The 22,694-nt window shown below is 53.0% G+C and carries 20 protein-coding genes and 3 tRNA genes; 9 read left to right on the plus strand and 14 right to left on the minus strand.

Annotated elements, in window-relative coordinates; all coding sequences use genetic code 11:
* Positions 1–33: 33 nt before the first annotated feature.
* From amiB to nnr, 3 genes are read right to left on the minus strand one after another with little or no spacing between them, the layout of a single operon-like run.
* Positions 34–1,710 (minus strand): N-acetylmuramoyl-L-alanine amidase AmiB, encoded by a 1,677-nt coding sequence (amiB, locus tag G5574_RS11190; protein WP_006120946.1) that lies wholly within the window; start codon positions 1,708–1,710, stop codon positions 34–36.
* Positions 1,707–2,183, minus strand: coding sequence for a tRNA (adenosine(37)-N6)-threonylcarbamoyltransferase complex ATPase subunit type 1 TsaE (gene tsaE, locus G5574_RS11195; RefSeq protein WP_033740042.1), 477 nt, complete (start codon positions 2,181–2,183; stop codon positions 1,707–1,709). The genes amiB and tsaE overlap by 4 nt, the downstream gene beginning before the upstream one ends.
* Complete coding sequence (gene nnr / locus G5574_RS11200; RefSeq protein WP_164482622.1) at positions 2,180–3,700, minus strand: bifunctional ADP-dependent NAD(P)H-hydrate dehydratase/NAD(P)H-hydrate epimerase; 1,521 nt, start codon at positions 3,698–3,700, stop codon at positions 2,180–2,182. The genes tsaE and nnr overlap by 4 nt, the downstream gene beginning before the upstream one ends.
* On the opposite strand from nnr, the gene queG reads away from it, so the two are divergent.
* A complete protein-coding gene (queG, locus tag G5574_RS11205; protein ID WP_033740044.1) occupies positions 3,699–4,838 on the plus strand; it encodes a tRNA epoxyqueuosine(34) reductase QueG in 1,140 nt (379 codons plus the stop codon). The genes nnr and queG overlap by 2 nt on opposite strands.
* Before the next feature lie 342 nt (positions 4,839–5,180).
* Here queG and G5574_RS11210 read toward each other — a convergent pair.
* The 4 genes from G5574_RS11210 to orn form a co-directional block, all read right to left on the minus strand.
* Positions 5,181–5,256: transfer RNA gene (locus G5574_RS11210), tRNA-Gly, on the minus strand.
* Between the two features lie 26 nt (positions 5,257–5,282).
* Positions 5,283–5,358, minus strand: a tRNA-Gly gene (locus G5574_RS11215).
* Between the two features lie 26 nt (positions 5,359–5,384).
* Positions 5,385–5,460 (minus strand) — tRNA-Gly (locus tag G5574_RS11220).
* Between the two features lie 153 nt (positions 5,461–5,613).
* Positions 5,614–6,162 carry an oligoribonuclease gene (gene orn, locus G5574_RS11225; protein ID WP_006120954.1) on the minus strand — a complete coding sequence of 183 codons (549 nt, stop codon included), beginning with the start codon at positions 6,160–6,162 and terminating at the stop codon, positions 5,614–5,616.
* A gap of 99 nt (positions 6,163–6,261) precedes the next feature.
* On the opposite strand from orn, the gene rsgA reads away from it, so the two are divergent.
* The 3 genes from rsgA to mscM all read left to right on the plus strand — a co-directional run bounded on the left by rsgA (position 6,262) and on the right by mscM (position 11,650).
* Complete coding sequence (rsgA, locus tag G5574_RS11230; protein ID WP_164482623.1) at positions 6,262–7,311, plus strand: small ribosomal subunit biogenesis GTPase RsgA; 1,050 nt, start codon at positions 6,262–6,264, stop codon at positions 7,309–7,311.
* Between the two features lie 92 nt (positions 7,312–7,403).
* Positions 7,404–8,300 (plus strand): archaetidylserine decarboxylase, encoded by an 897-nt coding sequence (gene asd / locus G5574_RS11235; RefSeq protein ID WP_164482624.1) that lies wholly within the window; start codon positions 7,404–7,406, stop codon positions 8,298–8,300.
* A gap of 11 nt (positions 8,301–8,311) precedes the next feature.
* Entirely contained in the window at positions 8,312–11,650 is a 3,339-nt protein-coding gene (gene mscM, locus G5574_RS11240; protein ID WP_164482625.1) for a miniconductance mechanosensitive channel MscM, read from the plus strand.
* Positions 11,651–11,787: 137 nt separating this feature from the next.
* Here the strand turns inward: mscM and mdh are convergent, their stop codons facing one another.
* A complete protein-coding gene (mdh, locus tag G5574_RS11245) occupies positions 11,788–12,726 on the minus strand; it encodes a malate dehydrogenase (protein ID WP_164482626.1) in 939 nt (312 codons plus the stop codon).
* A gap of 536 nt (positions 12,727–13,262) precedes the next feature.
* On the opposite strand from mdh, the gene argR reads away from it, so the two are divergent.
* The 4 genes from argR to yhcN (G5574_RS11265) all read left to right on the plus strand — a co-directional run bounded on the left by argR (position 13,263) and on the right by yhcN (G5574_RS11265) (position 15,186).
* A complete protein-coding gene (argR, locus tag G5574_RS11250; protein WP_006120962.1) occupies positions 13,263–13,733 on the plus strand; it encodes a transcriptional regulator ArgR in 471 nt (156 codons plus the stop codon).
* Between the two features lie 485 nt (positions 13,734–14,218).
* Positions 14,219–14,482, plus strand: a complete 264-nt coding sequence (gene yhcN / locus G5574_RS11255) for a peroxide/acid stress response protein YhcN (RefSeq protein ID WP_039341751.1) — start codon at positions 14,219–14,221, stop codon at positions 14,480–14,482.
* Positions 14,483–14,555: 73 nt separating this feature from the next.
* The gene (locus tag G5574_RS11260; RefSeq protein WP_006120964.1) at positions 14,556–14,828 is read left to right on the plus strand and encodes a YdgH/BhsA/McbA-like domain containing protein; all 273 of its coding nucleotides are present in this window, start codon (positions 14,556–14,558) and stop codon (positions 14,826–14,828) included.
* Positions 14,829–14,922: 94 nt separating this feature from the next.
* Complete coding sequence (yhcN, locus tag G5574_RS11265; RefSeq protein ID WP_006120965.1) at positions 14,923–15,186, plus strand: peroxide/acid stress response protein YhcN; 264 nt, start codon at positions 14,923–14,925, stop codon at positions 15,184–15,186.
* A gap of 205 nt (positions 15,187–15,391) precedes the next feature.
* Here the strand turns inward: yhcN (G5574_RS11265) and G5574_RS11270 are convergent, their stop codons facing one another.
* The 6 genes from G5574_RS11270 to aaeX form a co-directional block, all read right to left on the minus strand.
* On the minus strand, positions 15,392–16,336 hold the full coding sequence (locus G5574_RS11270; RefSeq protein ID WP_033740054.1) for an Rpn family recombination-promoting nuclease/putative transposase: 945 nt from the start codon (positions 16,334–16,336) through the stop codon (positions 15,392–15,394).
* Positions 16,337–16,478: 142 nt separating this feature from the next.
* The gene (locus tag G5574_RS11275; protein ID WP_033740055.1) at positions 16,479–16,763 is read right to left on the minus strand and encodes a barstar family protein; all 285 of its coding nucleotides are present in this window, start codon (positions 16,761–16,763) and stop codon (positions 16,479–16,481) included.
* Positions 16,764–16,818: 55 nt separating this feature from the next.
* Positions 16,819–18,273 (minus strand): NAD-dependent succinate-semialdehyde dehydrogenase, encoded by a 1,455-nt coding sequence (locus tag G5574_RS11280; protein WP_039341745.1) that lies wholly within the window; start codon positions 18,271–18,273, stop codon positions 16,819–16,821.
* 113 nt (positions 18,274–18,386) lie between these two features.
* Positions 18,387–20,339, minus strand: coding sequence for a p-hydroxybenzoic acid efflux pump subunit AaeB (gene aaeB / locus G5574_RS11285; RefSeq protein WP_164482627.1), 1,953 nt, complete (start codon positions 20,337–20,339; stop codon positions 18,387–18,389).
* A 9-nt stretch (positions 20,340–20,348) separates the two neighbouring features.
* Positions 20,349–21,281, minus strand: coding sequence for a p-hydroxybenzoic acid efflux pump subunit AaeA (gene aaeA / locus G5574_RS11290; RefSeq protein WP_033740058.1), 933 nt, complete (start codon positions 21,279–21,281; stop codon positions 20,349–20,351).
* 7 nt (positions 21,282–21,288) lie between these two features.
* The gene (aaeX, locus tag G5574_RS11295; protein ID WP_006120970.1) at positions 21,289–21,492 is read right to left on the minus strand and encodes a p-hydroxybenzoic acid efflux pump operon protein AaeX; all 204 of its coding nucleotides are present in this window, start codon (positions 21,490–21,492) and stop codon (positions 21,289–21,291) included.
* Between the two features lie 229 nt (positions 21,493–21,721).
* On the opposite strand from aaeX, the gene aaeR reads away from it, so the two are divergent.
* On the plus strand, positions 21,722–22,639 hold the full coding sequence (gene aaeR, locus G5574_RS11300) for an HTH-type transcriptional activator AaeR (RefSeq protein ID WP_164482628.1): 918 nt from the start codon (positions 21,722–21,724) through the stop codon (positions 22,637–22,639).
* Positions 22,640–22,694 lie beyond the last annotated feature (55 nt).

Below are 22,694 nucleotides of genomic sequence, written 5' to 3' on the forward strand. Positions count from 1 at the left end.
GCTGGTTGCCCGGCCTGCTGGCCGGGCCCACAATCAGGATGCAGGGATTTTCAGGTTTTGACCCAACATCACGTTGGTTGATTTCAGGTTATTCGCCTGAAGGATCGATTTCGGGCTGACACCGTAATGGGCGGCGATGCTGCTCAGTGAATCACCACGAACCACCTTATGTCGGATCGGGCGACGGGGAGTCGTTGCAGCTGGCGTTGTCCTGCTGGCTACCGCGCTGGCAGGCACTTTCAGTCGCTGTCCCACCCAGACGACATCGCGCTTCAGGGTATTCATCTGCCGTAACGTTGCCATACTTACGCCATATTTTGCTGCAATACCGGACAGCGTCTCTCCACGTGTCACGGTATGCCGCTGCACAGCGCCCGTATACTGCGTCTCACCGGTAGCCGGATTACTGGCTACGCTGACCGCTGGCGACGAGCCCAGCGGCCGGTTTTCCTCCTTTGGGACCGATTGTAGCGGGTGCGCCAGGAAATAAGCGCGCAGTCCTTTATATATTGACTGTGCAATCTTATCCTGGTGTGCGCTACTGCCGAGCAGTCGCTCCTCCGAGGCATTACTGATAAATCCGGTTTCCACCAGAAGCGACGGAATATCCGGCGAACGCAACACGCCAAGGCTGGCATGCTCCGGTAAACGTTTGTGTAACGACGTCACACCGCGCAACTGTTGGATGACTTTCACCGCAATGTCATATCCGACGCGCTGCGAGTGACCAAACTGGAGATCAAGCACCGCCTGGCTCAGATAAGGATCGGCCTGGCTGTTGGCCAGTAAATCGCCAGCCCCGCCCAGGAGTTCAGACTGTTTCTCTTTTTGCTCCAGCCAGTTCGCCATCTCACTGTTTGCACGACGGTTAGACAAGACCCAGACCGAGGCACCTGTGGCCGCATGGCTGGGGGCAGCATCCGCATGGATAGAGACCAGCACGTTGGCATTCGCTTTACGCGCCACGTCTGACCGGCCCATCACTGAAATAAAGTAGTCGCCATCACGCGTCAATACACCTTTAAACATCGGATCATTGTTTAAAAGCACTTTCAATTTACGCGCAATCGCAATAGTGACGTTTTTCTCTTTCAGGCCGTGCTGCCCAATTGCGCCGGGATCCTGACCGCCATGTCCCGCATCAATGGCGACAATCACCGTATCGTTGCGGCTGGACGTGCCACCCGGTACGGCCGTGCTATTGGTATTGGTTACCGTAGTGACCGGATTCGCATTGAACGGATTGCTGGCATTGCGTTGTCGCGTTCGGGTAGGCTGGGATTCTGCCACGGCAGCAGGTGCGCTGCGCGTAACGGCGGGATGCTTACCCTGAATAGTAAAGACAACGCTGTAATTGCTGCCATTGCGCTGTGTCACTGCGCGGGTTTTTCCCGACTGCGTTAGCTCAAAAACCAGCCGGATACTTTGTTTATCTTTTGGCGTGCTGGTACGAATGCGCTTTACGATGTTATCGCCGCTAAACGTTAAGGGTAGCCCTTTAATCACGCCACTTTGACGGATATCCAGAACAACGCGGTCGGGATTATGTAGGGGAAAATAGGCATAAACCGGCTGGCCAGAAAAACTGAGCGTTACTGTCGCCTGATTCCCGCCATTTGATACCTGAATGTCCGATAAATTAGCGGCAAACAGCGGACCCGCAACCAGTAGCAATCCTGCCACGATAACTGTTTTCATCCATGACATCATGCCGGTGCCCTGCCTTGTTCGATCTGCGTCACCCAGCGCTGTCCCTGCTCGGAATGTGCCACCAGTTCGGCCTCGCGTGCCTCATTGACATAACGCAGCGTTAAGGCGATATCCGGGGAAGGCAAAATACCGGCACCCTGTTGCGGCCACTCCACCAGACAAATCGCGTCATTGGTGAAGTAATCACGAATCCCCATGAACTCGAGTTCTTCCGGATCGGCAAGGCGATAAAGATCAAAATGATAGACAGCACGCCCGTCCAGAACATACGGCTCAACCAGCGTATAGGTCGGACTTTTCACATTGCCCACGTGGCCGGATGCCTGTAAGAAACCGCGGCTGAATGTGGTTTTTCCCGCACCGAGGTCGCCGTAAAGATAGATAACCGCCGCCTTGCCACAGGCATGCGCCAGTTGAGCACCCAGGTCGAGTGTTGCCGCCTCAGTGGGCAAAGGTATAACACAGCTCTTCATGCTTCTTGATTCATCTCTGGATTAACAAACTGCCACAGCAGATCAAATAAGTCTGATGCCAGCATACCGCGCGTGCCCCATAGTGCCGCTCGCTTATCAGCGGCAGCACCGTGAGCGACACAACCTGCGCAGGCAGCATCAAACAGCGCCAATTTTTGTCCCATCAACGAGGCAATAATACCGGTGAGCACATCACCCATACCACCCGATGCCATTCCTGCATTACCCACATCGGCAAAAGCCATCTGACCACTTTCACTGGCAATAATGGTGCCGGCGCCTTTTAAGACCACGACACCACCATAGCGTTTCACCAGTTCCTGTGCAGCATGTAAGCGGTCACTTTCAATTTCGCTGGTTTTAACACCCAGCAAGCGAGCCGCTTCGCCTGGATGCGGCGTTACAATGCGATTCTGACGTTTCTCTGCCTTTATTGCCAGCAAGTTAAGCGCATCAGCATCCCAAAGCATCGGCTTTTCAGCGCTTTTAACCTTCTCCAGTGCATTCTGGCCCCATTCACGCTGTCCCAGCCCCGGTCCAATCGCAATCACATCCGCCCAGGCGATGCCGTCATCTAGGCGCGTATCCGTCAGCTCGTCCACCATCACTTCCGGGCGCGCGGTAAGAATGGGCGCAATATTATCCTTGTGAGTAAGTACTCGCACCAAGCCGCTACCGGTGCGTAGCGCTGCTTCCGCAGACATCCGAATAGCGCCCGCGGTTCCACTGTCCCCACCAATAATCAGCAGGCGGCCCTGATCGCCTTTATGGGAAGTCGCCTTACGCGGCTTAAGCCACTGGCGTAAACTGTGTGCATCGTATCGGGCCATGGGGGGCTGCTGTGCTGCCAGAAAGTCGTGTAAACCCAGACCGGCGAAATAAAGTTGTCCGACACAATCCCGTGCTTTACCGGTGAGCTGTCCGGGTTTTAACGCGATCACGCTCACCGTATGCGTGGCTTCTGTCGCCTCACCCGGCGTCGTGCCGTTTTCTGCCGACAGGCCGGATGGCATATCGATGGCCACGACCGGCGCGCTATGCTGATTTATCTGTGCAATCAGGGTGGATAAAGGCTCAACCGGCGCCCGTGAAACGCCAGTGCCTAACAACGCGTCTACGATCACGTCGACGTTTTCAGGCCAGGCGGCGTCGGGCGCGTGAATTTCGCCGCCCGATTCAAGCCATCCGTCTCGCGCAGTACGCGCTTCGTCGGGTAAAGGTTTACTGCCATCGCACGCCAGCAACGTCACCTGTTTACCTGCAGCCTGAGCCAACCGGGCGACAACATAGCCATCGCCTCCGTTGTTGCCGTGACCGCACAACACCAGCCAGTGCTGAGCTTCTGGCCAGTGCGCCATAATATGTTCATATACCGCCTGACCTGCACGTAACATCAGCTCGTAGAGCGTAATGCCCAGCGCATCTGCCCCCTCGCGCTCAAGTTGTTTCAGCGCCTGCGCAGGCCAGACAGAGTGTGGTAAACTGCCGCGGTTTCTCTTCGGATTCTGGTTAGTCATGTCATACCCTCTGGATCTTGATCAACTCGCTCAACACATTAAGCAGTGGGGACGCGATCTGGGCTTTCAGCAGGTCGGTATTACCGATACCGATCTCAGCGCAGAAGAACCGCGCCTGCAAGCCTGGCTGGATAAGCAGTACCATGGCGAAATGGAATGGATGGCCCGCCATGGAATGATGCGCGCACGTCCGCATGAACTGCTACCCGGCACGCTGAGGGTGATCAGCGTTCGCATGAACTACTTGCCCGCGAAAGCCGCGTTTGCCAGCACGCTGAAAAACCCACAGTTGGGTTATGTCAGCCGTTACGCGCTGGGCCGCGATTACCACAAAGTATTGCGCAATCGCCTGAAAAAGCTTGGAGAAATGATCCAGACGCACTGTGGCGAAAGCCAGTTTCGCCCGTTTGTGGATTCTGCGCCGCTGCTTGAACGCCCGCTGGCGGCTAAAGCCGGACTGGGCTGGACCGGTAAACATTCGCTGATCCTGAATCGTGAAGCCGGTTCGTGGTTTTTTCTGGGTGAACTGCTGATCGATCTGCCCCTTCCCATCGATACGCCGCAGGAAGAACAGTGTGGGCGCTGCGTTGCCTGCATGACCATTTGCCCGACGGGCGCGATTGTTGAGCCCTATACCGTCGATGCGCGACGTTGCATTTCCTACCTGACGATCGAACTCGAAGGAGCTATACCGGAGGAGTTTCGGCCGCTCATGGGAAACCGGATTTATGGCTGTGACGACTGTCAGTTGATTTGCCCCTGGAATCGCTATGGGCAGTTGACTGACGAAGCCGATTTTTCGCCCCGCGCCGCGCTGCATGCCCCAGAGTTAACCGCGCTGTTTCAGTGGGATGAAGCTAAATTCCTGCGCATTACGGAAGGGTCCCCTATTCGGCGCATTGGTTATCAGCGCTGGTCCCGTAATATTGCCGTCGCGCTGGGCAATGCACCCTGGCATACAGAGATCCTTAGCGTCCTTGAGCAACGACGTGGCGAAAGCGATCTGCTGGACGAACATATTGAGTGGGCTATCACGCAACAGTTACATAAGCGAAAAGCGCTGGCGATCGATGTTCAACCCGCGCAGCAAAAACGGCTGGTGAGAGTCATTGAAAAGGGATTACCACGTGATGCCTGATTGCGCAACTGTCCAGAAGGCGCGGATTTCCACATCCTGTGAATAAAAATAAAAACGCGTTGTCATTCAATCGTAATAACACAACTGACAGAAAAGAATAACATAATGAAATATTATTATTTCATTAAAAATCAGCAATTTAAATAAAATTTGTGTTATTTTGCAAATGCGTCTACCGTCTGGCTTAATTCACAAACCTGTGGATAACTCTGTTTAAAACAAAATTTCAGAAGGGCGAAAACGGCACAAACAACGCGATAACGGCTGTGGATAACTGGACTGAATTGTCGTTGATACTGCTGCCAGCCTGACAGGCTGTTAACAAAAACGTGACGATAAATCTGGAGCGGGAAACGAGACTCGAACTCGCGACCCCGACCTTGGCAAGGTCGTGCTCTACCAACTGAGCTATTCCCGCATAGAAGGGCACTGCAAAACACATTTTGGAGCGGGAAACGAGACTCGAACTCGCGACCCCGACCTTGGCAAGGTCGTGCTCTACCAACTGAGCTATTCCCGCATAGTAGGATACTGCTAAACATCATTTGGAGCGGGAAACGAGACTCGAACTCGCGACCCCGACCTTGGCAAGGTCGTGCTCTACCAACTGAGCTATTCCCGCGCCTTGTACCGTCATAAATTCTTCACCGGTACGGGGTGCGCATTATACGAGAAATCGCTGCTGCTGCAAGATGCTGACAACAAAATTTTGCGCTTTTAACGCGTTTGCTGATTATTGCAGCAACATGGCGATTTCCTGTGCACCCTTTGCTGGTTAAAGCTGCAAAAAGTGTTGACGGTAATAAGCAAGCTCGGCAACAGACTCACGAATATCGTCCAGTGCCTGGTGCGAACCCGTCTTTTTGAAGCCTGGCAGGATGTCTGGCTTCCAGCGGCGAGCCAGTTCTTTCAGTGTGCTGACATCCAGATAGCGATAATGGAAGTAGGCTTCCAGCTCCGGCATGTACTTAAACAAAAAACGGCGATCCTGGCCGATACTGTTGCCGCAGATCGGCGAGGTATTGGCTGGCACCCACTGTTTCAGAAATTCGATCGTTGCCTTTTCAGCAGCACGGTCATCTGTCTGGCTGGCCTTAACGCGCGCAACCAGTCCACTGTTAGTATGAGTACGGACGTTCCAGTCATCCATCAGGCTCAGTTGTTCATCAGACTGATGAACCGCCATCACCGGCCCCTCCGCCAGAATATTCAGATCGGCATCAGTCACCAGAGTGGCAATCTCAATGATACGATCGCGTTCCGGATCGAGCCCGGTCATTTCCAAATCAATCCAGATTAAATTATTTTCGTTTCCAGTGGCCATGCTATTACCTGTGGTTGCTGAGTCGTCATTCGTCATCAATAAGGTGTATCATAGACGTTTTGCCCCTGTGGCGAAATCCAGCTAAACCGGTGAGGGTGAGTGAGTAAAAATAAACTGTCGAAAGGTCAACAACGCCGCGTAAGCGCTAACCACGATCGTCGTTTAAATCAGCGCAAAACGCGCCCGGAAGCGGACGATAATTTATTTGGTGAAGATGCTGAGGGCATTGTGGTCAGCCGATTTGGCATGCATGCCGATGTCGAAGACAGTGCGGGCATTACGCATCGCTGCAATATTCGCAGGACGATTCGTTCACTGGTGACGGGCGATCGTGTGGTCTGGCGCCCTGCCCTCAACGGCTGCAAAGGCATTGTTGAAGCGGTGCATGAGCGCACCAGCGTACTGACACGTCCTGATTTTTACGACGGCGTTAAACCTATTGCCGCGAACATCGATCAGATTATTATCGTGTCGGCCATTTTGCCCGAGCTCTCCCTGAACATAATTGACCGCTATCTGGTCGCCAGTGAAACGCTGGATATCGAGCCGCTGCTGGTGCTCAATAAAATCGACCTGCTGGATGATAAAGCCCGCGCGTTTGTCGATGAGCAAATGGCGATCTATCGCAAGATTGGTTATCGGGTCTTAATGGTCTCCAGCCATGAGAAAGCCGGTCTGAGTGAATTGCAGGCGGCATTGATTGACCGGATAAGTATCTTTGCGGGACAGTCCGGCGTCGGCAAGTCGAGCCTGTTGAATGCCCTGCTCGGTTTTGATCAACAGGAAGATACGGCCATTCTGACCAATGACGTGTCCGACGTGTCGGGTCTGGGTCAGCATACGACGACAGCATCCCGGCTTTATCATTTCCCCGACGGCGGCGATGTGATCGATTCGCCCGGCGTTCGTGAGTTCGGTTTATGGCATCTGGAGCCGGAACAAATCACCCGGGGATTTGTCGAATTCCGTGAGTTTTTAGGCGAATGCAAGTTCCGTGACTGCAAACATGGCTCGGACCCTAGCTGTGCCATCCGTGAAGCCGTTGAGCAAGGAAAAATCGACGCATCCCGCTTTGACAACTATCACCGCATTCTGGACAGTATGGCGCAGGTGAAAGTCCGGAAAAACTTTGCTGAGAGTGAAGATTAAGGCCAGTAACAGCGTAGTCGCCATCTGACCGGGGCGCTGCTACAATCCGCCCCCATTTTGTCAATGTTATAAAAGATAGCCAGGAGGCTAGGGTGTTTGATCGTTTTAAACTTGGCTTGAACCACATTCTCCCCAAAAAATGGCTGACTGAACTTGCTGGCTCGGGCGCAAGCCGTCGCGGCGGCTGGCTGACAAAGCTGGTGATTGACGGCTTCGTCTGGTTTTATAAAGTCGATATGACTGAAGCACGTAAACCGGATACCGCCAGTTACCGCACCTTCAACGATTTCTTCGTCCGCCCGTTAAAGGATGAGGCGCGCCCTGTGGATCCGGATGCGAGCCTGATTGCGCTGCCTGCGGACGGTGCCATCAGTCAACTTGGGCATATCGAAGGCGACCAGATTTTCCAGGCAAAAGGCCACTACTATACGATCGACGCGCTGCTGGCAGGGAACGAGCAACTGGCCGCGTTGTTTCGTGAGGGTGAATTTATCACGACGTATCTGGCACCGCGTGATTATCACCGCGTCCATATGCCGTGCAACGGCATCCTGCGTGAAATGATTTACGTGCCAGGCGATCTTTACTCAGTGAATCCTCTGACCGCACGCAACATCCCTAACCTGTTTGCCCGTAACGAACGGGTCATTTGTTACTTCGAGACCGATATGGGACCGATGGTACAGATCCTGGTGGGCGCGACTATCGTCGGGAGCATTGAAACCGTTTGGGCTGGCACGGTCACGCCACCACGCGAAGGCATTATCAAACGCTGGCACTATCCGGCCGCCGACCACGACGGTGCCGTTGTTCTGCTTAAAGGCCAGGAAATGGGCCGCTTCAAGCTGGGCTCGACCGTGATTAACCTGTTTGCGCCTGGCCGTGTCAGGCTGGCAGAAAGCCTTGAGGCCGAAAGCAAAGTCCGGATGGGACAACCTATGGCGGTCGCCCTGCCTCTGGCCACCGCACCGTCTGACGCTGTCGAATAAGAGTAAGCCCTGTGTTCGTACGCGCGTTCCTCTGTTTGCTGCTGAGCCTGGGGCTCAGCAGTACTACGTTTGCCGCCAGCCTGCCAGATGCCAGCCAGCTCAGACAACAGCTGGAAGAAGTCAAGTCCGCTAAAAACGCCACTTCGCAAACCGATCAGATTCAGTCGCTTGAAGCTGCACTGGCGGCCCTTTCTGAACGTGATGATGCCGTTGAGCGCGCGCAGCAGTATCAACAGGTCATTGATGATTTTCCGCGTCTGGCACGCGAGCTGAGACAGCAAATCGCCTCACTCAACGACAGTGTAAAGACGGTACGCAGCACAATGAGCAGTGCCGAGCTGGAACAAGAGATTCTGCAAATCAGCAGTCAGCTGATTGAGGAAGGACGCCAGGCTCAACAGGAGCAGGATCGGGCCCGCGAGATCAGCGATTCCCTGTCACAACTGCCGCAGCAGCAAACGGAAGCACGTCGGGCGCTGACGGAGAGCGAGAGACGTCTGCAGAGCACGGGCAGCCCTGCCACGCCAGCCGGCCAGGCACAGCTGATGGCCCGTCAGGCAGAAAATGCCGCGAATAAGGCCCGGGTGGATGAGTTTGAGCTGGCGCAGCTGTCGGCAAATAACCGTCAGGAACTGGCGCGCATGCGCGCCGAAGTCCACCAGCGTAAGGTCACCCAGCTCGATAATTATCTCCAGGCGCTGCGTAATCAACTTAATGAGCAACGTCAGCGCGAGGCAGAAACTGCACTGGCCCGGACAGAACAGCTGGCGGAAAACAGCGGTGATCTGCCGCCAGCGATCAGTAAACAATTTCACGTTAACCGCGAGTTATCTGGCGCACTGAATCAGCAGGCGCAGCGAATGGACCTGGTGGCCTCACAACAACGCCTCGCTACCAATCAAATCATTCAGGTCCGCCAGGCACTGTCCACGTTACGGGAACAATCTCAATGGCTGGGTGCATCCAGTCTTCTCGGTGATGCCCTTCGCGCGCAGGTCGCACGATTACCTGACATGCCGAAGTCTCAGCAGATCGACAATGAGATGGCCCAGCTTCGTGTTCAGCGACTGCATTATGAGGATTTGCTCGAACAGCAAAACGTATTGCGTAAGGCCCATCAGCCCGACGGACAGCCTTTTACCAGCGAACAAAAGCGGATTCTGGATGCGCAGCTTAAAACGCAACGCGAACTGCTTAACTCGTTGATTTCGGGCTGCGATACGCTGATTCTGGAAATCACCAAGCTGAAAGTGGCGAACACGCAGCTACAGGATGCGCTAACCGAAGTTAAAGATGCGACGCACCGCTACCTGTTCTGGACGGCGGATGTCAGCCCGATTTCGTTGAGTTATCCCCTTGATGTGGCTAACGGCTTGTCTCACCTGCTGACGCTGGACACACTGGGGCAGCTCGGTAAAGCGCTGGCCATGATGTTTACCAGCCGCAGCACGGTATTACCCATTCTCGGTGCGGTGCTGCTGGTCGGCTTCAGTCTCAGTACCCGCCGTCACTTCAATGCTTTCCTTGAACGCTCAGCCAGCAAAGTCGGTAAGGTGACGCAGGATCGTTTTCGCCTGACAATCCGTACCGTGTTCTGGTCGATTCTGGTGGCGCTGCCGCTGCCGGTACTCTGGGCTACGCTGGGATACGGCCTGCAAAATGCCTGGCCCTATCCTGTCGCCGTGGCGATAGGCGACGGCATCACCGCCACCTTACCTTTGCTGTGGATCTTTATGGTCAGCGCACAGTTTGCACGCCCGAACGGCCTGTTCATCGTGCATTTCCGCTGGCCTCAGGTGCGTGTTGCACGCGCGATGCGCTATTACTCGTTGAGTATTGGCCTGATCGTGCCGCTGATCATGTTGCTGATTACCTTCGATAACCTTGACGATCGCCTGTTCTCCGCCACCCTGGGGCGGCTGTGCTTTATTTTGATCTGTGGCGCGCTCAGTATTGTGACGGTAAGCCTGAAGCGTGCAGGCATACCGCTTTATCTCGATAAAGAGGGCAGCGGCGAGAATATGATTAACCGCCTGCTGTGGAATCTAATGATCGCTATTCCACTGGTAGCCGCCCTTGCGTCAATGACGGGCTATCTTGAAACCGCGCAGGCGCTGCTCGCCCGTCTGGAAACCTCTGTGGCGATCTGGTTTTTCCTGCTGGTGATTTACCACATCATTCGCCGCTGGATGCTGATTCAGCGACGCAGGCTGGGCTTTGATCGCGCACGCCAACGCCGTGCCGATATGCTCGCCAACCGTGCGCGCAACGAAGAGGAGAAAGATCAGGCCGCACAAAATACGGACGTGATTGAAATTGAAGAGCCTGTTATCGACCTGGACGCCATCAGTGCCCAGTCGCTGCGTCTGGTACGCTCCATTTTGACACTTATCGCGCTGGTATCGGTCATCGTCCTGTGGTCAGAAATCCACTCTGCATTTGGTTTCCTTGAAAATATTCGTCTGTGGGACGTGAATACCTCCGTTCAGGGCGTCGAAAGCATTCAACCTATTACGCTGGGTGCCGTCCTGATTGCCATTCTGGTATTCGTGATTACCACACAACTGGTGCGCAATATGCCGGCTCTGCTTGAGCTTGCGTTACTGCAGCATCTTGATTTGTCACCGGGCACCGGTTATGCCATCACCACGCTGACAAAATATGTGCTGTTGCTGATCGGTGGCTTGCTGGGCTTCTCACTCATTGGCATTGAGTGGTCAAAACTACAATGGCTGGTTACCGGTCTGGGCGTCGGGCTGGGATTTGGTCTGCAGGAGATTTTCGCGAACTTTATTTCCGGCCTGATTATCCTGTTTGAAAAACCGATTCGTATCGGTGATACCGTGACCATCCGCGACCTTACCGGCAGCATTACGCGCATCAATACCCGCGCAACCACGATCACTGACTGGGATCGCAAAGAGATTATCGTGCCCAATAAGGCGTTCATTACTGAGCAGTTTGTTAACTGGTCGCTTTCCGATTCCGTCACGCGTGTGGTGCTGACCATCCCTGCCCCCGCTACCGTTAGCAGTGAAGAAGTCACTACCCTGCTTAAACAGGCGGCAGAGCGCTGCAGCTATGTGCTGGATACACCGCCACCTGAAGTGTTCCTGGTGGATTTACAGCAGGGAATTCAGTTGTTTGAACTGCGCGTGCATGCGGCGGAAATGGGCCATCGAATGCCGCTTCGCCATGAACTGCATCAGCTTATTTTACATGGCTTTGCAGAGCATGGCATTGAAATGCCGTTCCCGCCGTTCCAGATGCGCGTAGAAGCGCTGAGCCGAAAAACGCCGACAGGTAATAGCGCATCGACCACCCGAACGTTCCGCTCAGGTGGGCTCTGAGAATAAAAATTGCCGTAACGGGCCGGTTAAGAGCGGATTGGTGCGCAGCGAGACAGCGCGTAATCTTGTTCAGGTTAGGTATCAGAACGCAATAAAAAACGCCCGGTCGAACCGGGCGTTATGTTGTCTGAAACGCTTTATTGCTTCACAAAGGCTTCGCCCTGCGCGATATCTTTTTTCAGCGTTTCAAGCATGCCTTCCAGTGCCTGCTGTTCAAACGGACTTAATGCGCCGATGGGCTTGCGCTCAGCAACCCCATTCTTGCCCAGCAGCAGCGGTTGGGAGAAGAAGCGGGCATACTTTCCTTCACCTTCAACATAAGCACATTCCACTACGTTCGCTTCGCCATTCAATGCACGCACCAGCGATAATCCAAAACGGGCAGCTGCCTGGCCCATAGACAATGTAGCAGAGCCGCCACCGGCCTTGGCCTCAACGACCTCAGTACCCGCATTCTGGATACGTTTGGTCAGGTCAGCCACTTCCTGCTCACTGAAGCTGACGCCCTGCACCTGAGACAACAGTGGCAGGATGGTCACACCGGAATGCCCACCGACGACAGGCACTTCAACTTCGCCAGGTTGTTTACCTTTAAGCTCCGCAACGAAGGTGTTTGCACGGATGATGTCCAGCGTAGTGACACCGAACAGACGATTCTTATCGTAGACGCCGTGTTTTTTGAGCACTTCCGCCGCAATCGCCACGGTCGTATTAACAGGGTTGGTAATGACACCAATCAGCGCCTTAGGGGCGGTAGTCGCCACCTGCTCGATCAGGTTGCTGACGATGCCGGCGTTAACATTAAAGAGATCCGCACGATCCATGCCCGGTTTGCGTGCCACACCCGCGGAAATAAGCACAACGTCGGCCCCTTTCAGGGCTGGTTTCGCATCCTCACCGCTGAACCCCTGCACCTTTACTGCGGTGGGAATATGGCTGAGATCTACTGCCACGCCCGGCGTGACAGGCGCGATATCGTAAAGAGACAGTTCTGAACCTGCTGGAAGCTGGGTTTTGAGTAGAAGTGCGAGCGCCTGGCCTATGCCACCCGCGGCACCGAGAACGGCAACTTTCATTCATAACTCCTTATTAAGGTGGGGCAGAGAAGATCCGATATTCCATCTGTATCAGAGCGTAACCAACGGCTCAGTGGATGACGTTTGTCCGGTGCCTGCTCTACCTGCTTCAATACAGAAGCGCCGGATAAAAAATGACACATCATCTTCCTGTCCCTTACTCGCCAGGTTACTCACGCGAGTCAGGCAATTCCCGGTTCAGGCTTACTTTAGTAACAAATGATGAAGGCATCATTCTCACTAACAGGCTGTAAACATTATACCCGTGAACTGGCAACCGTATTATCCGCAGAAAGAGATCGGCAATGTACATTTTTATTTTCTTACCTCATCAATAATATAACACCTTTGCAACCTTTGCCTTTTCAGGCTGTGAGCTGGGTTTTGGTCTGAGGAGATTCTTTGCTATTATCGCCGCCCGCGATGATGACCTCGCAGTACAATTAATAACCTATTGCATAAAAATTCATTTATATGCATAATAATGTCTTTGCTGCGGCCTGGTTCGCGGTTTGTCTTACGTATACTGGTAAATTATGCGAAACCCATCGAAACAAGACGATCTGATTAAAGCCTTCAAGGCATTATTAAAAGAAGAAAAATTCAGCTCTCAGGGCGAGATTGTTCAGGCGCTTCAGGAAGACGGCTTCGAGAACATTAATCAGTCAAAAGTTTCTCGTATGCTGACGAAATTTGGCGCGGTGCGCACCCGCAATGCCAAAATGGAAATGGTTTACTGTTTACCTGCGGAACTGGGCGTGCCGACTACCACCAGTCCTCTGAAGAATCTGGTGCTTGATATTGACTATAACGATGCTCTGGTCGTGATTCATACCAGCCCGGGTGCCGCACAGTTAATTGCACGTTTACTTGACTCATTAGGTAAGTCCGAAGGAATCCTGGGCACGATTGCAGGAGACGACACCATTTTTATCACGCCAGCACGCGCCTTTACTGTCAGGCAGCTGCACGATGCTATTCTGGTATTGTTTGAACAAGAACTTTAGCCTTTATCTCTGACCGGCAGCGCATCTGCCGGTTGATCTGCAGCGCGTTCCTCCTTGTGTTCTCTTCTGTTTAAACGCTCTATTATCAACGAGTTGAGCCTATCTCATTGCCGCTATTTACCTTGTACTATTGGTCATACCCTTTATCCTGACTACTTTTCCACGCTATTTTACACTGCTCTACACCGCATCGATGGTGCTATCCTTTGAGGTTATGTTCACAAGCAGCCTGATCGACCATAAATTTCCGCACCAAAAGTTAAAGTTGCGCATCTTACTGTTTTTATAAGTAATTACCTGCCAAAGGCCGTTTTTTAACCGCTTTTAATAACGTTTAGTTATAAAAAAATCCCATAAGGTTAAAGTATGACTACAAAACATTATTAGGCAGATATTAATTTCCGCCGTTATTAGTCCTATACTTACTTTCGTGATGTGAATCACACTAATAAAAAAGAAGAACAGCCACGACGAGGACATCTTTCATGAAAATTAAAACTACCATCGCTGCTTTAAGCATTCTCTCTGCCCTGTCATTTGGTGCATCTGCAGCTGAATATGTTTCTGCTGCGGATGCTCAGAATCTGCACTCTGTCGGCACTGTGAGCGTTAGTGGTGTCGCCGGTGCGCCATCAGATATCAGACAGCAACTGAGTGAGAAAGCGGATCAACACGGCGCTAAAGCTTTTCGTGTTATCGAGGCTTACAACGATGGCAACTATCACGCCACCGCTGAGTTGTACAAATAAAAGCGTTTGAACTGACAGGTAACCAGATGAGACCACATGCTCACTGGTTAATTAACATTGCTGGAGAAGAGTAATGAAAACCACATTAACCTTTGCCGCCCTGAGTTTGGCTTCGCTCCTGTCCTTTGGTGCCCATGCCGCCAGCCCGGTAACAAATCAACAGGCGCAGGAAATGAACCTGCAGCCCCTGAATCAAACCATCACCGTCAGCGGCATCGACGGCGATCAGACGAATGTTCGCCAGGTTCTGTCTCAAAAGGCAGATGCCCAGGGTGCGGGTCACTATCGCGTCATTGAAAATAATCGCGACGATACGTTCCACGTTACCGCTGAACTTTATAAGTAATACATCGACGGCAATCGTGCCGCATCTGAAATTAATCGACAACCCGCTCTGTGTTTTGACTCCGTAGGTTGTTGACAGTTATGAGGAAATAAACATGAACATCAAAGCAACCATCGCAACAGTAAGTCTTCTTTCTGCTATGACATTCGGCGCTTCCGCTGCACAGCTGGTGACCGCCGAACAAGCACAGAACTTACAACCTGCCGGAACCGTAAGCATCAGCGGTGTAGCAGGCTCTCCGATTGATTATCGGGCTCAGCTGTCTCAAAAAGCTGATGAGCAAGGCGCAAGCGCGTACAAAATCATTGAAGCAAATACCGGTGACAGCTATCACCTCACCGCACAGCTTTATAAATAGTTCCTCGTCTGTTCATGACGAACCCTTTAGCCCCGGTCGCCGGGGCTTTTTTCTGTCTGAAACGGCGAGGCAGAACCTGACAGCCGTAAGGCGCAGGAAAACGGACATCGGCTAACGATCGCGCCAGCGGCACAACACTCAGGCGCGTTAAAAGAAAGGAACTGGCTTGCGCATGAGGTGCTCTGACGCGAAATGGGTGACGTATTTAATGACAGAGTTGCGCTAAGTCGTCATCAGAGAGTGCTGTCATCTCGGCGACAACACGGGGATGCAAACCATTTTGCAGCATCGTGCGTGCGATCTTCAGCGCGGCCGCACGCTCTCCCTCGCTGCGTCCTTTCTCCAGACCACGTTGCTCACCGAGCTGAATGCCCTTTTCAATGCCTTTCTGCTCAAGCTGCTGTGCAATAGTCATCAATGCATCCTCATGTTGCGGTACTCGCTGTGCCAGCGTCCTGACGAAAATGTCGGCGTCGGCTGTTTCGCCTGCCTGCAAGAGATAGTGTACCAACGATATCACTTGCGATGAAGAGAGATATCCAGCCAGTAAGACGGGAGCCAGCTTATCGATGAGTTCTGTCAACTCTCTTTGATGTATATGCTTTTGCAGCAATGTTAAAGCCGCCATGCTGCGGTGACCGATAATGTCCTCATCCGGAATAACCGTCACGTCCACCAGCGGAAAAGCGTTGCCATACAGTTCACTGGCGAGCACGGGCATTGCAAACTCATCAAGCCAGCGGGTACTGTAAGGATACGGGCTACGTTTGCCGCTATAGAACAGAACCGGGATGACTAACGGTAGCCGTTTGTTCCCTGCGTCAAGATGCCGCTGCATTGCCGCAATGGCATAGCGCATCAGTCTGAACGCCATATGCTTATCCGGTGATGACTGGTGTTCGATTAAGACATGGATGTAGCCATCCTCTCTGCTTGTAGTTTTCATGCTATACAGCACATCGCTGAAATATTGCCGCAGATCCTCCTCCACAAAAGCACCCGATTCCAGTTTTAATGTATTCAGATCGCACAGGGCGAGCAGCGCTGCGGGAAGGTGCAGTTCCATAAAATCACGGGCAATCGTAGGCTGGGACAAAAATTGCCGGAAAGTCGCATCATGTGGCGTGGGCGTGCCTCTTTTACTTTTCATGTGACCTGTCCTGATGATTGGCGGGCAGAGTATCACGACCAGAAAAAGCGAGGCGTCAGTAAGCGTTAACGTTGCGAGGATGCTCGAGAAATAATGTTTACTTACGCGGACAAGGCATTAAGCCTGATGATCACAGCCGACCTTAGCGTGTTGAAGATGAGAGCACGTTAAACTGCAGTTGCCCTTCCAGTTCCTCCTCCGCCTCGTCGAACAGCAGAATCAAGGCACCGTAGCGCCGCTTCTGTCCCTGCCCCAGGTTCACAAACTCTATTTTGATGGGCAAAGGTAGCCCTCTGCAGACAATCACATCCCACAATCCATCCAAATCGCAGATATAGCGCGCTTTCAGGGAAAAGCGTTCACAGAATTGCCGGAAGAAATGGGCCTGATCGACAATCTCATTAAAATCAAAACGCTCGACTCTCATACAGGTGACTCCTGTTATTCGTCGCTGGGCGGCCCGGTGCCGCCCAGATAGCCGTTTAACTTAAACCGCCAAGGTGCAGCGCTTTGACCTCAAGGTACTCTTCCATTCCCAGCACCGATCCTTCCCGGCCCAGTCCCGACGCTTTCACACCGCCGAAGGGAGCCAGCTCTGTCGAGACAGCACACTCATTGATGCCTATCATCCCACTTTCCAGCGCCGAGGAAACGCGGAAGACACGTTGCAGATTCTGCGTATAAAAATACGCCGCCAGCCCGTATTCGGTTTGGTTCGCCCGACGAATAACCTCGTCTTCATCATCAAACCGGAAGCACGCCGCAACCGGGCCAAATGTTTCTTCCTGAGCCAGCTTCATGCCTTCATGCGCATCGACGATGACCGTAGGCTGCCAGAAATTGCCGCCCAGCGCATGTCGCTTACCGCCCGCGAGCACCTTGCCACCCTGGGCAACCGCATCGTTAACATGTTCTTCCACTTTTTCTAACGCCGAACGCTCAATTAACGGTCCGACAATGACGCCGCTGTCCATACCGTTACCCACTTTGAGTTTATTGACCTCATCTGCCAGTTGCGTTGTGAAACGCTCATAGATCGCATTATGAACAAAAAAACGGTTTACGCTGACGCACACCTGGCCCGCGTTACGGAATTTATTGGCAATAGCGCCCTGAACGGCAGCATCAATATCTGCATCCTCAAACACGATATAGGGCGCGTTGCCCCCCAACTCCATCGACACTTTTTTCATGGTCTCGGCCGCATTGCGCATCAACGTTTTGCCCACCGCCGTCGAACCGGTGAACGAGATTTTACGTACGGCGTTGCTCGCCATAATCGCATCGCTGATAGCATGCGTATCCCCTGCCACGCCGTTAAGCACGCCGTCCGGGATACCGGCTTTCTTTGCCAAAGCCAGCAAGGCAAACGCAGAAAGCGGCGTATTGTTGGCAGGCTTGATGATCCCTGTACATCCTGCTGCTAACGCCGGACCTAACTTACGGGTCAACATGGCCATCGGGAAGTTCCACGGGGTGATCGCCGCTACAACACCAACGGGTTCCCGCGTGGCCAGGATACGCGACCCCGCTTTAGCAGGCGGAATGATTTCACCGTTGGCTCGTTTGGCCTGCTCGGCAAACCACTGGATGAAACTGGCGGCGTACTCAACCTCGCCTTCCGCTTCTTTAAGCGGTTTGCCCTGCTCCGTTGTCATGAGCTCAGCAAGCCAGCGTTTGTTTTCAATGATTAACGTATACCAGCGGTAAAGCAGCGCTGAACGCGCTTTAGCCGTCTGCGCCCGCCAGGCGGGAAAGGCATCTTGTGCAGCCTTAATCGCGTCTTCGGTTTCCTTTTTACCGGCTTTCGCCACCTGAGCAACAACGTCCCCCGTTGCAGGATTGGTTACGTCAAAAGTCGACGTCGTCCTCAGCCACTGCCCGTTGACTAAATAGCCGGTCTGGAACAGTTCGCTGTCTTGCAGTGAAGAAGGCATCTGCGTTACTCCTGTCAGTTTGTTTTTACTTCAGGAAAGTATAGATGGCAAAAATGACAGGTCGGGGAAGGAAGGAAAGTGAAAGGGCCGCCAGCATGGCTGACGGCCCAAATTCAGATTTGGACGAGCGTATTTTGATACTTTGAAAGCATCTCAGACAGCCGTTTCACCGGCTCGGTAACACTGTCCGGTGCATCATAAAGGGCCAGCTTTTCCTGATAGACATCCAGCTCGCGCAGCAAGCGTTGGAAATAATAACGGCGCTTCTCATCACTACGGACGGCAATGATACGATCGGCCGTTTGCCGTAACTGGCGGTGGAAGGCGGAAAGCTCCGCATTAATCGGCACGTCTGCCGCACGCAATCGTTGATGTCCAATGATTAACGTCAGGGCGATGCGGTATTTGTCGATGTCGCCGGGAAACAGGTTAAGCAATAAGAAGAGCTGCTGGTACAATGCTGGCAAATGGTTTTCACGCCGGCGCGCCTTATTGGTGGTCATTGCCGACACCGCAGCATACATAAAGCGGTTAAGCAATTTACGTCCTGTTCGCGCTTTCGATTTATCACGGATCAGCAGAATCACCATTAAGGCAAGAAAACTCCCGATCCACTGCCCCAGTGCGTTATCGATAAAAACCGTAAAGTTGAACTGCATCGGATTATCCAGCACCAGGACGTTAATCGTACCGGCCATCGCGCCCAGCGTACCAATCTGGCGGCGTTGAATGAGAATGCCTGAAATAAAGCCCAGTAAACCGATGGCAATGCACAGCAGCAGAGCGCTTTGCTGCGTATTGGGCAAGATGTACATAAAATAAAGCGCCCCCAGCGGTATCGCGACCGTCATGCCATAAACGAAGTCTTTCGCCATCATGAGCGGATTAGGCATGCGCATCGCCAGGGCGGTAATCACGCCAAGCATGACCATACAGCCACTACCTGAAGTCCAGCCGGTATAGAGCCAGAATAATGAGCCCAGTGCCGTCGCCACAAACGTACGAATACCATTTATCATCGCATGGTGGGTTTCTGCCGAACGCGCCTGAATCACGACTTCTCGCTGGAGAATGCGCGCTTCCAGATCGGTAATACGACTATTGCTCTTCACACCATGAATCAACAGCTGGTATTCCGTTGCGGCACTCATCCAACTCCCCAACGTTTCCGGCACGGTTTTACTGCTGGCTGCCATGAGTCGCCGCATCGTTTTCAGACGTTTATGCACATCTTCTGGCGTCGTGGCCTCTTTTTCCGTCAGCACGCGATACTGCGTGGGAATGTACTCAGGACGTGAGTTCTGAATCAAAAACGTTTCCGCCGCCTGTGTAATCAGCGTCAGCGATAGCGTGTTTAGCATCTGCAGACGGCGGCTGGTATTTTGCCAGCGTGACGACTCCATCATTAACTGGCTACGCATACTGCTCAGCGCCGTTGTGCGTCGTACCAGCGCACTCCAGGCTTTATCGACTTCCTCTTTGTCCTGATGCGCCACACACAGTTGCAGCAACCGGTAATGGGCCACCAGCAGCGACGTCACCTCGGCATCAATCACTTTTTTAATGGAGCGCGGGGAAAAAATCATATCTGCCAGAATGGCGCAAAGGATGCCCAGGATAATTTCGCTACAGCGTTCCACCGCATATTGCGGAACCAGCGTAAGGCCGCCGCTGGCGTTTGCCGTGACCACGATAATTAATGCGGTATAGCCCGCGAGACCGAGCGCATAGGAATTTTCGACTTTAATCAGCGACGAAAGCCATACGCAAAAACCGGCCCAGATACAGCACAGCAACAGCATGACCACTGGCGCTCGCACAGTGGCAATCATGATAACCAGAGCGGCAACACAGCCAATTAAAGTACCGATAATACGCAGAAGACCGCGATAGCGTAATGCGCCAGAGTAGGGATCGCCTCCTGCCGCAAACGCCGTTCCCCCTGCAACAATCCCGGCGGTCATCACTGCCCAGCGCGGTGTTTCAAGGTTGAGATGAAAGCCGATCATCAACGCTGCCACCAGCGCAAAGGTCAGCTTTATCGGGAAACGCAGAAATTCGATCATATCGCCCTCTTAACCAAACTCACGCAGGCGGTTAAAGAAGGACATCATGGGTGAAACCGCCTGGTGCGGACGATCCTCCGCGCCAGTAATCACCACGGTCGCCGTCGTGCCGGCAGGGAACTGATTACCAGGCTGCTGATCAAGTCGGATGCGGACCGGTACGCGCTGAGCCAGGCGAACCCATTCCAGATTAGACTGAACGGTTGCCATCCCCTTGCTGTCAACACTGCTACTGCTGTTGGTTACGCCTGCCGCAATGCTGTCCACGGTGCCACGTAAGGTGATGTTGCTGCCCAATGGCGTGATCTCTGCCCGAAAGCCCGGTCTGACGCCGTGCAGTTTGGTCTCTTCCAGATAGGCCAGCACATAAAAGGAGTGCTGCTGCACCAGGGCGACCGCAACCGAGCCGCGCGTAATGAATTCACCCTGGTAAACATTCAGGTTCGTCACCCAGCCGTCTGACGGTGCCTTAATCGTGGTCCGTTCCAGATCAATTTTCGCCAGATCGCGGGTCGCAACAGATTTCGCCAGCTGGTGTTCTGTGGTTTGCAAATCGTTATTGGATTGCTCGATGGCTTCACGCGACATCGCAGAGGTGCCGAGTTGGTTACGACGTCCGGCCTCACGGCGTTTTTCATTCACTAGCGCCTGGTAATATTCTACATCTGCCTGGGCTTCATCCAGCGCCTTTTGATAGCGGGGACGATCGACAACAAACAGTGTATCGCCTTTTTTAACGAGCTGGTTGTCATGAACCGGCACATCCGTAATTAACCCAGTGACATCAGGAGAAATGGCCACCACGTCGGCTGCAAATCTGGCGTCACGCGTCCAGGGCGATTCGGTGTAGAACACCCAGGCACGGAATATGATGATAACGGCGATGATGACCAGCAGGATGGTGATCGCGTAACGCGCGATTTTTCTTATAAGCGTGTTCACGTAAACCTCAAACGAATAAACGGGATACTAAATAAAATACACAGCAGTAGAGAGCTGTATTGAAGAGTGCCGGGTGCCAGACAAGATCGTAAATACCACTGGGCGTCAGCACGCGTTTCACCAGCCAAAACAGCATAAGTGAAACGATGAGTTCGATAAAAATGGGCGGAAAAGAGAGCCCAAACATGACAAAGACCGGAAGTACACTCATTAAAAATCCTTAGTTCGACACGGCCGGGATAGTCCACCGCCTTGATCGACGCAAAAGCCTGCGCCCTAAGCCACATCTGAACTACGGCTGGCTTAATAATAGCGTATCATCGGGTGTTTTCAGGTAATGAAGCGTCGCCAGGTGATACCCCGGTACGCTTATAGTAACGCGCTTAACTATACGTTTTCTACTGAATGTGATCTAAATCACTTTTTAGCCAGAGTAAACAATGGAACGACTTAAAGGTATGTCGATATTTGCCAAAGTGGTTGAATTAGGTTCTTTCACGGCGGCCGCACGACAGCTTCATCTCAGCGTGTCATCCATCAGCCAGATAATCGCCAGGCTGGAAGATGCCCTTCAGGTTAAGTTACTCAATCGCAGCACACGCAGCATCGGCCTGACCGAAGCGGGGAAAATTTACTATCAGGGTTGCCGCCGCATGCTGGCTGAAGCCAGCCAGGTACATGAGCAGTTATATGCGTTTAATAATACGCCTGTCGGGGTGTTACGGATTGGCAGTTCCTCCACGATGGCGCAGAACGTCCTGGCCGGCATGACCAGTGATATGTTGCGTGACTATCCCGGCCTGAGTGTCAATCTTGTCACCGGCATTCCTGCCCCCGATTTAATCGCCGATGGCCTGGACGTGGTTATTCGTGTGGGCGCATTGAAAGATTCCAGTCTGTTTTCACGCAGGCTGGGGGCAATGCCCATGGTGGTGTGTGCCGCTAAATCCTACCTGGCGCAGCATGGAACACCCGAAAAACCGGCAGACATTACAAAATTCGCCTGGCTGGAATACAGCGTTCGCCCCGACAACAATTTTGAATTGATTGCATCCGAAGGCCTTGTGACTCGTTTGTCACCTCAGGGGCGTTTCGTCACCAATGACTCCCAGACGTTAATTCGCTGGCTTAAGGCAGGCAACGGCATCGCCTATGTCCCGATGATGTGGGTGGTAGATGAGATCAAGAGCGGAGAGATCGATATTTTATTCCCACACTATCAATCCGACCCGCGTCCGGTTTATGCGTTATACACCGAAAAAGACAAGCTGCCGCTGAAAGTTCAGGTCTGTATCGACTACCTGACGCACTACTTTGAACAGGTTGCCGAGCAGTACAAGCAGCACCGCAAGACATAGCGCGTCGCCTTTAGCAAGGTGCAGAACAGGGCATCACAAAGGTGCGGAGCAGGAC

This window comes from Pantoea stewartii (assembly GCF_011044475.1).
In the GTDB taxonomy this organism is placed as follows: Bacteria; Pseudomonadota; Gammaproteobacteria; order Enterobacterales; family Enterobacteriaceae; genus Pantoea; species Pantoea stewartii.

What these genes read in the sequence shown, in the direction of transcription:
- amiB (WP_006120946.1), bottom strand. Translation starts at nt 1,710, where the DNA reads ATGATGTCATGGATGAAAACAGTTATCGTGGCAGGATTGCTACTGGTT.
- tsaE (WP_033740042.1), bottom strand. Translation starts at nt 2,183, where the DNA reads ATGAAGAGCTGTGTTATACCTTTGCCCACTGAGGCGGCAACACTCGAC.
- queG (WP_033740044.1), top strand. Translation starts at nt 3,699, where the DNA reads ATGTCATACCCTCTGGATCTTGATCAACTCGCTCAACACATTAAGCAG.
- nnr (WP_164482622.1), bottom strand. Translation starts at nt 3,700, where the DNA reads ATGACTAACCAGAATCCGAAGAGAAACCGCGGCAGTTTACCACACTCT.
- orn (WP_006120954.1), bottom strand. Translation starts at nt 6,162, where the DNA reads ATGGCCACTGGAAACGAAAATAATTTAATCTGGATTGATTTGGAAATG.
- mdh (WP_164482626.1), bottom strand. Translation starts at nt 12,726, where the DNA reads ATGAAAGTTGCCGTTCTCGGTGCCGCGGGTGGCATAGGCCAGGCGCTC.
- argR (WP_006120962.1), top strand. Translation starts at nt 13,263, where the DNA reads ATGCGAAACCCATCGAAACAAGACGATCTGATTAAAGCCTTCAAGGCA.
- yhcN (WP_039341751.1), top strand. Translation starts at nt 14,219, where the DNA reads ATGAAAATTAAAACTACCATCGCTGCTTTAAGCATTCTCTCTGCCCTG.
- G5574_RS11260 (WP_006120964.1), top strand. Translation starts at nt 14,556, where the DNA reads ATGAAAACCACATTAACCTTTGCCGCCCTGAGTTTGGCTTCGCTCCTG.
- yhcN (WP_006120965.1), top strand. Translation starts at nt 14,923, where the DNA reads ATGAACATCAAAGCAACCATCGCAACAGTAAGTCTTCTTTCTGCTATG.
- G5574_RS11270 (WP_033740054.1), bottom strand. Translation starts at nt 16,336, where the DNA reads ATGAAAAGTAAAAGAGGCACGCCCACGCCACATGATGCGACTTTCCGG.
- G5574_RS11275 (WP_033740055.1), bottom strand. Translation starts at nt 16,763, where the DNA reads ATGAGAGTCGAGCGTTTTGATTTTAATGAGATTGTCGATCAGGCCCAT.
- G5574_RS11280 (WP_039341745.1), bottom strand. Translation starts at nt 18,273, where the DNA reads ATGCCTTCTTCACTGCAAGACAGCGAACTGTTCCAGACCGGCTATTTA.
- aaeB (WP_164482627.1), bottom strand. Translation starts at nt 20,339, where the DNA reads ATGATCGAATTTCTGCGTTTCCCGATAAAGCTGACCTTTGCGCTGGTG.
- aaeX (WP_006120970.1), bottom strand. Translation starts at nt 21,492, where the DNA reads ATGAGTGTACTTCCGGTCTTTGTCATGTTTGGGCTCTCTTTTCCGCCC.
- aaeR (WP_164482628.1), top strand. Translation starts at nt 21,722, where the DNA reads ATGGAACGACTTAAAGGTATGTCGATATTTGCCAAAGTGGTTGAATTA.